Origin of the sequence: Prevotella sp. ICM33 (assembly GCF_000517825.1) — a bacterium.
Lineage (GTDB): Bacteria > Bacteroidota > Bacteroidia > Bacteroidales > Bacteroidaceae > Prevotella > Prevotella melaninogenica.
Window position 1 is genome coordinate 16,355 of sequence record NZ_JACD01000051.1, and the last position, 13,910, is coordinate 30,264.

The following is a 13,910-nucleotide window of genomic DNA, read 5'->3' on the forward strand; positions in this document are numbered from 1 at the left end:
GTTGCAAACGGGCTTTTTCTTCAGCCGCAGATAAATTTGTTGGGGGCGTTGTTATCAAAGTAAGACGTGTTGATGGCGATGTTTCGGCGTGTCAAAGTCATTTTCCAATTACCCGTCGCCCTACCATTTTGTAGGATAAGGGGAAAGAAAACTTTGCTGTTGTGAGAAGCTTGCAAAACATCGCCGCGATACTTGTAGGCAATGATGTATTCGTCGTAAGCAGACAGAAAGATAAATCTTTCTTTCTCTTTGATGTCGATTGAAGAAGATTCGTGCAGCAGATAAGTTTTATCGTTGAAAACGACCTTTTGAACCTCTTTTTCAATAATTTCAACGCCCAATCGCGCCTCTTTCACTGACAATTCCGATCACCAACAGAAGTCGTCTAACGTTGCTGGGGCATGACTTCTAAAGTAATTGCGTGCCAATATGCTCAACGTCTCGTCTTTTTTGGGTAAGGTATAGGGGCTACTCGCTCGTCTAAGAGCATGTAGGTATGTGTGTTTCCCACTTCAGGGCCGCTGCAAATGAGTGCCTCGCATTCGGCATTCTCCAAAAAAGGTTCATAAAAACAGTGTCCGAAGGTAAGCCTTTTTCAGCCATTCATTCTGTAATTTGCTGTTTGGCAAGGCTCTTTCCGCCGCTCAACATGTCATAGATATGCTGGTTCGCGGTGTCGTACATCTGCTCGGAGAGGGACACTCTTTTATTGCACTTCGTTTTGGAACTTGCATCTCTGAGCCAAGCTCAGGGGGGTGAACACTATATAAAGAAGTTTGATGCATGGCATTATCTTGTCGTCATGCTTTATGCAGTAATGATGCGTTTAGACTCTCTGCGTGAGATAAAGGCCTCTCTCTTTGCTAATATTAATCGCTTTAAACATCTTGGTTTAAAGCATTTTCCTTATCGAAGTACCTTGTCAGATGCAAACAAACGTCGAGATTCCGAGATATTCGGTTCAATCTATATGAACTTATATGAGAAATACCGCCATGAGCTTTACTCGGACAGCCGAAATTGTGGACAGCCCAAATGGCTGAAGAATCTAAAGATAATAGATTCTACGACAATCAGTCTGTTTTCTAACTTGGTCTTTAAAGGAGTAGGACGTAATCCCAAAACTGGTAAGAAAAAGGGTGGAATAAAAGTACATACAGAGATATTTGCCAATGAGAATGTTCCAAGCGATATCAAGTTCACATCCGCAGCCAGTCATGACCAATTTGCACTTATTCTAGAACGATACGCCAATGAGGAACTGATTGCTTTTGACAGGGCCTATATCAACTATGAAAAGTTCTCAGAACTCACGCAAAGAGGCGTTATATATGTAACTAAGATGAAAAGTAATCTTAGCTTTGAAAGAATTGCTGATACAGATTATGAGATGACTACAGATTATGGAGCTGTACGTGTAGAAACCATTATCTTTCATAAGCATACAAAGGAAAAAGATATCTACCATAAAGCAAGAAAAATTACATATCAGGATAAGACTAAGAAAGGGAAAATCAGATTAATATCTCTGCTGACCAATGATTCTCAGATGTCGGCAGAAGATATTATAGCTATCTATAAGAAACGATGGCAAATAGAAACCTTATTTAAGCAAATAAAACAGAATTTCCCTCTAAGATACTTCTATGGAGAGAGTGCGAATGCTATAAAAATACAAATATGGATTACGCTTATAGCCAATCTGCTTATAACACTAGTGAAGGACAAAATAAAGAGACCTTGGAGTTTCTCAGGCTTGGCAACAATGATAAGAATTCTACTTATGAGTTATGTCTCAATACAAAGATTCTTTGAGCAGCCACATAGAGACTGGGATAGATTGATTAGCCAGGTAAAAGCCCCACCAGAAGAGTTGTCATTATTCTAGGGGGGCTTGGAATTTGAAATTAGAACTAATCATGTGCATTTCAGCAGGATTGAGAGAGAGTATTGCAGCATGTAGAGGTTTTATCGGACAGCAATATTACTTTTTTGAAGCTTATAAGACTATATTTATGTAAATATTTTTGCGCGCAATTGATAACCTATTGCAAGCTAATTTGCACTCAGCACCATTGGTGCTTACTATCAGCACAACACGTGCTGGGCACAAACACGATATGTGCTAAATAATAATACATCAGAAAAAGATGAGGGGAAAGGGCATTATAATCATCATATAATAAGAGATTAATGACCAATTGAAACAAAAAGTGGTATTATATCTCACCCTTCAAAAACCATAATAAACAAAAAATCGCCCAAGGATTTATTGACCCCTTGGGCGATTTATATACTTATTTAATAAGTCTGTGGCCTATTAAACTGCTGCCGCAATCCACTCATATACAAAGCTGCAAACACCAAAGAGGAGAATTCCTGCCATGCAAACAGCCAAAGCGAACTTAGTGTTACAGTCACTCTTGAAGGTTGGCAATGGATTGTCTGTACGAACAATATACATAGCCTTTACAATCTTAAGATAGTAGTAGAGTGAGATAACAGTGTTGAGCAATGCGATGAATACAACCCCATAAGCCCATGCTCCCATTGTAGTGTTGATGTCAGCACCATTAACGCCTGACATGAAGATGAAGAACTTAGAGAACATACCTGCAAACGGAGGAATACCACCGAGTGAGAACATCGCTAAGGTCATCAAGAAGCTCAGACGTGGGTTAGTCTGATAGAAACCATTGTAATCATCAATATTGGTCTTACCACCATTATTCTGTTCTACAACAGAGATAATTGTGAAGACTGCCATGTTAGCAACAACATAAATCAAAACGTAGTAACTAAGTGCAGCAACTGAATTTGCCCAATTATTACCAATAGCTGCCAACATAATATAACCAGCCTGAGAGATTGAACTGAAAGCCATGAAACGCTTCAACTCATTCTGAAGTACAGCAAAAAGGTTGGCAATAGTAATTGAAAGAACAACTACAATCATCAGCAACACGTGCCAATACTCCATCATGCCACCGAAGACATGGAAGAGAATACTCAACAATGTGAAGGCTGCAGCACCCTTTGAGATTACGCTCAAATAACCAGTAACAGTTGTTGGTGCACCTTGATAGGTATCAGCTGTCCAGAAGTGGAATGGAACAAGAGAGATCTTGAATCCAAGACCACTGAAGAAGAACACAAGACCCATGATTACCAATGGGGTTGCCTGCATCTTTGTAGCGATATCATCGAAGTAGAGAGTACCAAACTGACCATAAAGGAAGCTGATACCATAGAGCATTACACCGCTTGAGAAGGTTGCTGTCAAGATAAACTTAGCTGCACCCTCTGCAGAGTTCTTGCGATACATATCGAAGGCAACAGTACATGCCAAAGGCACAGATGCCATTTCAAGACCGAGGAAGAACATCAAGAAGTTGCCTGCACTCATCATGGTGAACATACCGAGCAGTGTTGAAACAATGAGCATATAGAACTCAGATTCTTTACCACTCTTTGCAGCCCAAACACGACTCTGAACAACAACAATAAAGGTACCCATAGAGAGGATTGCCTTCATCACATCAACAGCAGGTGTTGTTTCATACATACCACCGAACAGACTCTGTGTGCCCATAGGATAAAGACACACGAAGGTGTTCAAAAGTAAGAGTACAGAAGCCAGCGGATTGAACCACTTGCGTTCTTCTGTCTTTGCCGTTGCAAAGTCAGCAACGAACAAAACAATCAGGATGGCAATAAGACTTGCCTCCGGAATCATCTTAAAGAAATCACTATAATTCATTTCGCCAGTTTATTAAAGATTACCCAAATTTGGTATATATGTGAAGATGTGATCAAAGATAGGATGAACCGCGTCCATAATCATATTCTCAAAGAAGAGTGGGCAGAGACCTAAACCTGCAACGCAGAAGATTAGACAGCCGATAGCGAATCGCTCGTCCCATGTAGCATCATGTAACTCATAGAACTTCTTATTTGGAATTTTCTGGAAAAGAATCTTTCCTACTACTCGCAAGATATAAACAGCCGTGATTACAATTGCTGTACAAGCAATGATTGTTGCTACACGATGGAATGTACCTGCATTCTCGAATGAACCTACGAAGATTGTCATCTCAGCAACGAAGCCTGAGAAGCCTGGCAAACCAAGGTTAGCAAGACCTGCTACTACATAAGATACAGCCAAGAATGGGATAACCTTCATAAGACCACCAAGGTAACGAACATCACGTGTTCCTGCACGGTGATAAATCATACCGATACATGCAAAGAACAAGGCTGTCATCAAACCGTGTGAAAGCATCTGGAGAATAGCACCAGTGATAGCTGTCTGTGTGGTCATAACCAAAGCGAAGAGTACCATACCACAGTGTGAAACTGATGAATAAGCATTGATATACTTCAAGTCGGTCTGTACACAAGCAGAAAGTGCACCATATACTACAGAGATTGTTGTCAACACAAGGAATACTGGTGCCCACATCTCCAAAGCATCAGGCATAAGGAACATTGCAATACGCAAACAACCGTAGCCACCGAGCTTCATCAAAACACCAGCGTGGAGCATTGATACTGCTGTAGGCGCTGAAGCGTGACCGTCAGGAGACCATGTGTGGAATGGGAACAATGCACCAAGTACACCAAAACCAATAAACACCAACGGAAAGAAGATGTTCTGAATATTCTTAGGCATAGCATGCATACGTGCTAACTCCATTACATCCATTGTGGTAGCACCACTAAAGTAGTAGATACCAAGGATACCGAGTACCAAAAGAGCAGAACCACCCATCAACATCAAGGTAAGCTTCATTGCTGAATACTCCTTAGGACCAGTACCCCATACACCGATGAGGAGGTACATTGGAATCAGCGCAACCTCATAGAACATGAACATGGTGAACATATCCGTAGAGATAAAGAAGCCAAATACACCTGAAGACAAGAGTACAAACCAAAGGAAGTATTCTTTCTTCATTGGTTCAAGCTGCCAGCTGGCAAAAGTACCTGTGAAGACGATAATTGCTGAAAGCAAGATCATTACGACAGAGATACCATCTACACCCACCGAGAAGGCGATATTTAGAGGCTTAAACCACATTACGGAGTTTGTCAACAGCATCGCATCATGATTACCTGCGTTGCGCTGCTGAACGAAATAAACAGTCAGCCAGATTGCACCTATCAAAAGTGCCGTAGAGCCGGCTACCATCACACCGCGTACCTGATTATCATTCTTCGCTACCCAAAGGGCGAAAAGCATCAGGACGGGGATAATTACAAATACAGTTAATATCCAACTCATTTCTTTAAATCAAGCAAAGTAATACTAATGTTAATGCTACAGTACCAGTGATGAACCATACGGCATACTGACGAACATCGCCACTCTGCCATGAACGGATAGACTCACCAGCCTCCTGTGTACCCCAAGCCATGAAGTTAAACGTACCATCAATAACGTGGCGGTCGAACCATGCGATTGGAATAGAGAAGCATCGGAATACGATCTTGTGTGTAAAGAACTGCCATGCATTATCAATATAGAATCTGTTGAGGGCAGCCTTGTGCAAACGTGGGAAGGTACGCTGCAAAGCATCAGCAACAGGCTGCTTCTTGCCCATGTACATCCAAGTTGCAAGAGCAATACCGATAACTGCTGCAATGATACTGGTTGTTGCGATGCTCCAGTCAAGATGGATATCATAGCTGAGACCATTAGCACTTACAAAGTGACCAAATGGAATCCAACCTGCAGTGATAGAGATAATTGCGAGGAATACCAATGGACCCCACATTACGAAAGGTACTTCCTGTGGACGACGACGATTCTCTGGGTCCTGCTCGTAATAAGACTCACCCCAGAAGATTACATAGTAGAGACGGAACATATAGAATGCTGTCATACCAGCTACAAGTGTCATAATCCACTTTAAAGCCTGTCCTTCTACACCAGGAAGTGCATTACATGCTGAGATAATCTCATCCTTAGAGAAGAAACCTGCAAATGGAGGAATACCAGCAATAGCCAAGCAACCAATCAAGAAACAGATATTCGTAATTGGCATGTATTTGTGCAAACCACCCATATACTCCTTGAAGTTGCTACCAATGATAACAATAATAGCACCAGAGCAAAGGAAGAGCAGAGCCTTGAACATAGCATGAGTGAAGAGGTGGAACATTGCTGCCATATAGCCGAGACCACCATGGTGGAGATATTCTGCACTATAAAATGAACCGTGATCCTTCTCATAGAAGCAAACACCAAGCGCAACAAGCATGTAAGCAATCTGTGAGATAGTTGAGAAAGCCAAACCACGCTTAATATCACGCTGAGCACAAGCTACTGCTGCTGCATAGAAAGCTGTGAAAGCAGCAATCCAAGCAATCCAATGGAGTTGCTCCTGTGCACCGAACTGTACATAGATAGGCAACAATGATGCAACCTGGAAAACACCAGCAACAACCATCGTAGCTGCGTGAATCAAAGCAGACACAGGTGTTGGACCCTCCATAGCATCTGGCAACCAGATATGCAATGGGAACATTGCTGACTTACCAGCACCACCAATGAACATCAAGAAGAGAGCTGTTGGGAGTACCCAAGTCAAATGTGGGTTCTTAGCCAAGCCATTCAGTGTCTCAGCAAGACCTGGATTAACATTAAGATCATAGTTGAAAGTTCCTACATAGAAACTGAAGAACAAGATACCAATCAAGAAGAACAAGTCAGCAAAACGTGTGACAATAAAAGCCTTCTTGCTGGCATGAACTGCAGTATGCTTTGGATAATAGAATCCAATCAACAGATATGAACATACACCTACCAACTCCCAGAAGAGATACATCTGGAAAATATTAGTTGCCACTACAAGGCCAAGCATTGACATCGTAAAGAGTGATAGGTAGGCATAGAAACGCTGGAAGCCGTGCTCATACTCCTCAAACTTATAATTCTCATCACGTTCAGCCATATAGCCGAATGAATAGATGTGAACCATCAAGCTGACAGTAGTAATGACGATTAACATCATCACACTGATTGGAGAAAGACGGAAACCAATGTTGAATGTCAAAAGTTCAGTAAACTTCAACCATGTAATGTTGAAGACTGTAACAGTTGGGTATGTACCATTTGCCAAACGACCATCAGTTACATTGAAGGTCTCGCCCATAGCTGTATACTCACCAGTATAAAAGAAATAATGGTAAGCAGTGTAAAGGCTAAGCACAAATAATGTTCCCAACATACAAGTGCCGATAATACCAGCGACCTTGCGAGGCATCTTCATACCGAACAAGCCAAGCACAACAGCGCTTAGGAACGGGAGAAGAAGTATCAAAAATGCGTAATCAAACATATTTGTTTCTTTTTATAATTTCATATTTTCAATACTGTTCACCTGATCGCTGTGGAAATGACGGTAAACATTGATGATAATAGCGAGTGCAACAGCTGATTCAGCAGCACTTACACCGATAGAGAAGAGTGTAAAGAACATACCCTCATATCCATCAGGGAAAAGTAGACGGTTGAATGCAGCAAAGTTAATATCTACGCTATTAAGAACTAACTCTACGGAGATAAGCATTGCAACAAGGTTGCGACGGGTTACGAAACCAAATACTCCGATAAAGAACAATAGTCCACTAAGGACAAAGAAATATCCTACTGGTATCATTTGCTATCCTCCTTCTTTTTGTTATTCAATATAACTAAGCCACCAATGATACAAGCCAAGAGGAATACAGAGATGAACTCGAATGGGAGAACATAACCATACTTATCAGCTGTCATCAAATTACGACCGATGGTTTCCATTGTAACCTCATTTGATAAAGAATCACCATTCACTACAGTGTGACGCAAAACTTCATTCTTTAACAGAACAAGGATTACTGTACCAAAACCAACTAAAGCAATGAAGGCTGCAAGGAAAGTACGCTTTCCTAACCAACGCTCAGAAAGACCTTGCAATGTACGCTTACTTACTAACTGAATAGCAAAAATGTACATCATTGTGATACCACCAGCATAAATACTGATTTGAGCAGCACCAAGGAATGTGTAATCGAGCAGGAAATAGAGACCTGCAACGCCAAAGAGCACAAACAGCAATGCTGTCGCAGCTCGCATGATACGCTTCGTCGACACGCAGAATACGGCTGAAGCCAGTATAATAACGGCGAGAACCGCAAACATAATTAATCTTGCCATATCTCTAAACCTTTATTTCTTTTTAGTATTGAATGTTCCTACCTTCCAGTCTGCACCACCGTCGATAAGACCTGGCAGTGAACCTCCTTCATATACCTCCTTATCAAGGTGAAGGATTAACTTAGAACGGTCGAAGACAGCATTCTCGAAATCATTCGTAAACTCAATTGCATCGAAGTTGCAGGCATTAACACACAACTCACAGAACATACAATCGCCTAAGTCATACTCATAATCAACGAGCTGCTTCTTCTTTTTACCTGTCTCTTCGTTGGTAACCATCTCAGAAAGAATCTTGATAGTACCATTAGGACAAGCCTTCTCACACATTGTACAAGCAGTACATTTGTGATTCTTTTCTTCGTCACGCTTGAAGACTAAACGGCCACGGTGACGCTTGGCTACGTGAAGGGTTGTCTTACGATTCTCAGGATACTGCTCGGTAGATTTTGGTGTGAAGTATTCCTTCATGGTCACCTTCATACCCGTAGCAAGTGTCTTGAGTGCGCTCCCGACCTCACCAAAATATGATTGTTTTTTATCTTCCATTCTCTTTAACCATTAATAGTGAATAGTCCAACCAAATGCTACACATACAGTCATCAAAACGAGAATAACCAATGATAGTGGCATAAGATACTTCCACTCTAATTTCAGAATCTGATCGATACGGAGACGTGGGAATGTCCACTTAATCCACATCAACAAGAATACTACTGCGAATGTCTTACCAAGGAACCAAACAAGACCTGGAATATAATTCATAATAGCATCAAAGCCATCTAATCCAATGTTCAAAGGAGCCCAACCACCTAAGAATACAGTAGTTGCAATACCTGCTACAACAAATAGATTAAGGTACTCTGCCAAGTAATAAAAACCAAATCCCATACCACTATACTCTGTATGGTAACCTGCAGTCAACTCACTCTCAGCTTCTGCCAAGTCAAATGGACCACGGTTAGCCTCTGCATTACCTGCTACACAGAATACGAGGAAAGCCAAAGTAGCAGGAACATGTCCCTGTACGATCAACCACTGCAAAGGACCTGTCTGTGCTTCAACAATACCTGAGATCTGCATAGTACCAGTCAGAATAACTGCTGAAATCAAACAGATACCTAATGACAACTCATATGAAATCATCTGTACTGCACCACGCATAGCAGAAAGGACTGAATACTTGTTGTTACTACCCCATCCTGCGATAAACACACCAATAACACCAATAGAACTAATGGCTGTTACAAGGAAAATACCGACATTGAAATCAAGGATATGAGCTCCCTTATTCCAAGGAAGGAAAGAGAATGTACCGACAGATGCAATAATTACAAGGAATGGAGCCAAGTAATAAAGCAGTTTATCTGCCTTATCAACAGCAAAGATTTCCTTAATCAACATCTTCAATACGTCAGCAAAGACCTGTAAGGTACCCCACCATCCTACTCTGACAGGACCAATACGGCACTGGAAGTAGGCGCAGACCTTACGCTCCATAAAGATAAGCACAATTGCAAGCAAAGCATAAGCAAGAAGTATTGCCAGTCCCACCGCAACGCACTCAATCAGAACGGTCCAGAAATTACTCAAGCCACAAGTGACGCGAAGCAATTCATCGAACCATGTTGTTACTATTCTAAAATCGAACATAGTATGATTTTAATTCTTAATTGATTACTTTAATGATAACCTTGTTAGCGGTCAATATCTGGAATAACGAAGTCAAGCGCAGCACCAGTAGTCACCAAGTCGGCAATCTTCTGACCACGTAGCATCTTATCCATAGCACCAACAAGTGTCAGACCCATAGGACGGAACTTCAAACGATATGCAGTCTTGTCACCACGTGAATCCAGATAAGCACCAAACTCACCACTTGCACCCTCAACAGCGAAGTACCACTGTCCTTCAGGAACCTTGATGATTGGCTTCTGCTTAATATAGAACTCACCCTCAGGGATATTATCAATGAGCTGCTCAATAATATTGAGACTCTGATAAATCTCCTGAATATGACAATAGTAACGATCCATAGAATCGCCATGAGTCAAAGTAATCTGCTCAAAGTTAACCTTATCATACATAGCATATGGATGGTTCTTACGAACATCATTCTTCCAACCACTTGCTCTACCAGCAGGACCAGTCACACCATAGCTGATACAATCCTGCTCATCCATAACACCAACATTACGGAAACGCTCATGGGTAATGACATTATCACCAAAGACATCAAGATACTCTTGAACCATTGGACGTAGGTACTTGCAGAGCTCCTTAACATTTGAAACGAAGTTCGGATCAATATCAGCCTGCAAACCACCTATTCTATAATAGTTCTGAATCAGACGACCACCCGTTGTCTCCTCCATTACGTTCAGCACATGCTCACGATCACGCATACCATAAAGGAAGGCTGTGAGTGCACCTAAGTCCTGAGCACAACAAGATGTATAAAGGAGGTGATTATCAATACGCTGCAACTCATCCATAATTGTACGGATGTAGAGAATACGCTCTGACAATTCAATACCCATACCCTCCTCAATAACACCAACGAGTGCATGACGATGCATCATCGCTGACAGATAGTTCATACGGTCAGTCAATGCCAAGGTCTGAGGATATGTGAACTGTTCACAAAGTTTCTCGATACCACGATGAATATAACCCAAGTGTGGATAAATCTTGGTTACCGTCTCACCATCCAACACCGTCTGCAGACGAAGCACACCGTGTGTAGAAGGGTGCTGAGGACCAATATTTACAACGAAGTTATCATCAGTAAACAGCGGGCGCTGTGTACCAACGAGTTCACCATTCTTATTAAGATTCCACTCTGTAGTTGTATCAAGTTCTACATCATCCTCCGTAGTATACATGTTCTTAGCAGGATCCATGTCATAATCCTTACGGAGTGGATAACCCTTAAAGTCATTTCTCAAGTAGAGACGACGCATATCAGGATGACCAAGGAACTTAACACCATAGAAGTCATAGACCTCGCGCTCTAACAAGTCAGCATCAGCCCAAATATTGTAGACAGAAGGAATCACATGCTCCTCTCCTACCTTCTTTGCAAGCTGCTTTACAGAACAACGCTCGTGTGTATTTGTATTCTCAAGAATATAGATACATCCAAGACCTTCCTCTGCACCAAAGTCTTCGCCGACAACAGTTACAAGGTAATCGAAATGCTTCTCATTCTTCAGCTTTGCCATTTCTGAAGCAAAGCTATCAAAACCGAATTCTTTATTTTCTAATTTCATTCTCGCGTACCTTATATATTAATTGTTAGTAGCTGTCTCATCTGCAGCCTTGCTTGCTGCATCAATCTGATCGATTTCCTTACCCAACTTCTCAACATCTTCTTGTGTCACTGGCTGGTTAACGACAATCGTTTCTTTCTTAGGAGCAGACTCTACAGGAGTTGAAGAAACAGGCTTTGCTTCAGGTTTGGCTGTAGGGCGAACTAGTTTAGGAACTGGTTTATGTGACTCTTCCCAAGCTGCTTCACGCTTTTCCTTAATCTCTTCAGGGGTAATACCCAACTTCTCACTAAAGATAAGCTCGGCATTACTTTTACCCAACTCACGCTCCTCAGCAGTCTGCTTGTGGTTTACACCACCAAAGAATTTCTCAATCTTCACCTTACGTTGAAGCTGCATCATACCATAGATAATAGCCTCTGGACGTGGAGGGCAACCTGGAATATAAACATCCACAGGGATAATCTCATCGATACCACGCATCACATGATAACTATCCTTGAATGGACCACCAGAGATAGCACAACCACCAACAGCAATTACATACTTAGGCTCAGCCATCTGGTCATACAAACGCTTTAAAGCTGGAGCCATCTTATTTGTGATAGTACCAGCACACATTATCAAGTCAGCCTGACGTGGAGAGTTACGTGTTACCTCAAAACCGAAACGTGAGAAGTCATAACGCGCACATCCAACAGACATAAACTCAATACCACAACATGATGTTGCAAAGGTAAGTGACCAGAGAGAGTTACTACGTCCCCAATTGATAAGTTGATCCAAGTTACCGAGAACGAGGTTTGTTCCACCATCGTTCAATTCGCTTGCCATTTTGCTAAGCGTGTCATTGTCTTTCCATTCATCGTATGGAAGAGACTTGATTTTTGGCTTTCTTATTTCCATTCAAGTGCTCCTTTCCGCCAAGCATACGCAAGACCAAATACTAATACCAACATAAAGAAACCAATCGTAGCAAGTGCGAGAGGTCCAAATGTTTTTACAACAACAGCCCAAGGATAAAGGAATACGGTTTCCACGTCAAACATCAAGAAAAGAATGGCAAAGAGGTAGTAACCGATATGCACTGGCAACCAAGAGGTTCCGTAAGTCGGGATACCACACTCATAAGGCTCACCCTTCGCCGGATTATATGAACGCGGACCAATCCATTTAGCAATAGCATAAGCTGCTACTACCAAGAATGCGGCCGTTATCAAAACGGTAACAAAAAGTGTGAAATACATAAACTTTATATAGCTATAATTTAATTGTTCAATCTTGCTCTAAGAAAACATGTTTCAAAACGTGTGCAAAGATACAAAAATATTTGAGAACGTGTGCAAATTAAGCAGAAAAACATACCACTTTTTGCAAACTCCACTTTACAAACGATGTATTGGCAGATTTACAAGACGATAATACGAAGTTTATCAAATACGACATGTTTACTTCCTACGACAATTAGGTTACTAATGAAGTTGTTCATGAAAATATCTTATCGACAGCTTACATGAAAGAAAACAAATTAAGAATAGTATTCTATCAATCCATCTATTGGTGAAGCTATCACCTTACCAACTTTAAAATTAAAAGTACTGGCACTCATTCTTAACTGTTCTTCAAAAGCTGCTGCAATCCCCCCAACAGCAGAAATTGTACGGACTGAGGTTGCTGTATACTTCAAGATATTTTTCTTAAAGAAATTATCGAAGTTAAATCTTACTAAAGATTCTAATTCAGCATATTGTAAGTTCTCTTTAATAAACTTAGAAATACCTCCTAAGTAGCGATTCGCAAGCGGTTGACGATAAACTTTATCTATGATTTCTGGATAGGTTAAACCACTCCACTCTAAATATAAATCGCGTATCTCTGTAGATAAATCACCCTTAAAAATACCATTGAGTAGCAACTTGCCAAGTACTGCTCCACTACCTTCATCTCCTAAAATATAACCTAAAGGCGGAACGTTTGCCACAATATTCTCGCCATCATACTGACAGCTATTGGCACCAGTACCTAAAATACAAGCAATACCCGCATCGTATCCACAGACAGCATGTGCAGCCCCTAACAAGTCACTCTCCACCTTTATCGAAGCTGAAGGGAATGAAACCATAAGTGCTTCACTCACAACTGAAGAAAGATTCTTCGTACAGCCTGCTCCATAAAAAGCTATCTGTGAAACACATTCTGTTATATCTTTCTTTAGTAAAAAGCTATCATTTTGCTCTGTAGCCTTGCATAGCGCAGGCTTTAGCTCCTGCTCTAACACCTTCAAAATAACATCCTTCGACTGATGAAAAGGATTTATCCCTTGTGTACGAACTTTCAGAACATACTTACTTGTATCTGTAGGCAAACTAATCAATGCCCAGTCTGTCTTTGATCCTCCACTATCAGCAATTAATATCATAGTATATTTTTTCGTGCAA

General features: G+C 41.2%; 13 protein-coding genes. 1 reads left to right on the forward strand and 12 read right to left on the reverse strand.

Features of this window, described 5'->3' with window-relative positions; translation table 11 throughout:
- Positions 1 to 20: 20 nt before the first annotated feature.
- Positions 21 to 356 (reverse strand): DNA glycosylase AlkZ-like family protein, encoded by a 336-nt coding sequence (locus HMPREF1505_RS13445; RefSeq protein ID WP_231480345.1) that lies wholly within the window; start codon positions 354 to 356, stop codon positions 21 to 23.
- 365 nt (positions 357 to 721) lie between these two features.
- Here HMPREF1505_RS13445 and HMPREF1505_RS05635 point away from each other — a divergent pair, with 365 nt between their 5' ends.
- Positions 722 to 1,888 (forward strand): IS4 family transposase, encoded by a 1,167-nt coding sequence (locus HMPREF1505_RS05635; RefSeq protein WP_231480346.1) that lies wholly within the window; start codon positions 722 to 724, stop codon positions 1,886 to 1,888.
- 432 nt (positions 1,889 to 2,320) lie between these two features.
- Here HMPREF1505_RS05635 and HMPREF1505_RS05640 read toward each other — a convergent pair whose 3' ends face one another.
- From HMPREF1505_RS05640 to HMPREF1505_RS05690, 11 genes are all read right to left on the reverse strand, one after another.
- Positions 2,321 to 3,760, reverse strand: a complete 1,440-nt coding sequence (locus HMPREF1505_RS05640; protein WP_036923666.1) for an NADH-quinone oxidoreductase subunit N — start codon at positions 3,758 to 3,760, stop codon at positions 2,321 to 2,323.
- A 12-nt stretch (positions 3,761 to 3,772) separates the two neighbouring features.
- Positions 3,773 to 5,284: a NuoM family protein gene (locus HMPREF1505_RS05645; protein WP_013264465.1), complete on the reverse strand. Its 1,512-nt coding sequence runs from the start codon at positions 5,282 to 5,284 to the stop codon at positions 3,773 to 3,775.
- Positions 5,285 to 5,288: 4 nt separating this feature from the next.
- The gene (locus tag HMPREF1505_RS05650; RefSeq protein ID WP_036923668.1) at positions 5,289 to 7,343 is read right to left on the reverse strand and encodes an NADH-quinone oxidoreductase subunit L; all 2,055 of its coding nucleotides are present in this window, start codon (positions 7,341 to 7,343) and stop codon (positions 5,289 to 5,291) included.
- 12 nt (positions 7,344 to 7,355) lie between these two features.
- Positions 7,356 to 7,664, reverse strand: a complete 309-nt coding sequence (gene nuoK / locus HMPREF1505_RS05655) for an NADH-quinone oxidoreductase subunit NuoK (protein WP_004360908.1) — start codon at positions 7,662 to 7,664, stop codon at positions 7,356 to 7,358.
- Complete coding sequence (locus HMPREF1505_RS05660) at positions 7,661 to 8,200, reverse strand: NADH-quinone oxidoreductase subunit J (RefSeq protein WP_036923670.1); 540 nt, start codon at positions 8,198 to 8,200, stop codon at positions 7,661 to 7,663. The genes nuoK and HMPREF1505_RS05660 overlap by 4 nt, the downstream gene beginning before the upstream one ends.
- Positions 8,201 to 8,212: 12 nt before the next feature.
- Entirely contained in the window at positions 8,213 to 8,749 is a 537-nt protein-coding gene (locus HMPREF1505_RS05665; protein ID WP_004360906.1) for a 4Fe-4S dicluster domain-containing protein, read from the reverse strand.
- A gap of 12 nt (positions 8,750 to 8,761) precedes the next feature.
- Positions 8,762 to 9,853: an NADH-quinone oxidoreductase subunit NuoH gene (nuoH, locus tag HMPREF1505_RS05670; protein ID WP_013263889.1), complete on the reverse strand. Its 1,092-nt coding sequence runs from the start codon at positions 9,851 to 9,853 to the stop codon at positions 8,762 to 8,764.
- A gap of 44 nt (positions 9,854 to 9,897) precedes the next feature.
- On the reverse strand, positions 9,898 to 11,472 hold the full coding sequence (locus HMPREF1505_RS05675) for an NADH-quinone oxidoreductase subunit C (protein WP_036923672.1): 1,575 nt from the start codon (positions 11,470 to 11,472) through the stop codon (positions 9,898 to 9,900).
- An 18-nt stretch (positions 11,473 to 11,490) separates the two neighbouring features.
- Entirely contained in the window at positions 11,491 to 12,378 is an 888-nt protein-coding gene (locus HMPREF1505_RS05680; RefSeq protein WP_036923673.1) for an NADH-quinone oxidoreductase subunit B, read from the reverse strand.
- The gene (locus HMPREF1505_RS05685) at positions 12,369 to 12,719 is read right to left on the reverse strand and encodes an NADH-quinone oxidoreductase subunit A (protein ID WP_013264896.1); all 351 of its coding nucleotides are present in this window, start codon (positions 12,717 to 12,719) and stop codon (positions 12,369 to 12,371) included. Before HMPREF1505_RS05685 ends, HMPREF1505_RS05680 begins: the two co-directional genes overlap by 10 nt.
- A gap of 281 nt (positions 12,720 to 13,000) precedes the next feature.
- Positions 13,001 to 13,891 carry an ATPase gene (locus tag HMPREF1505_RS05690; protein ID WP_036923674.1) on the reverse strand — a complete coding sequence of 297 codons (891 nt, stop codon included), beginning with the start codon at positions 13,889 to 13,891 and terminating at the stop codon, positions 13,001 to 13,003.
- Positions 13,892 to 13,910 lie beyond the last annotated feature (19 nt).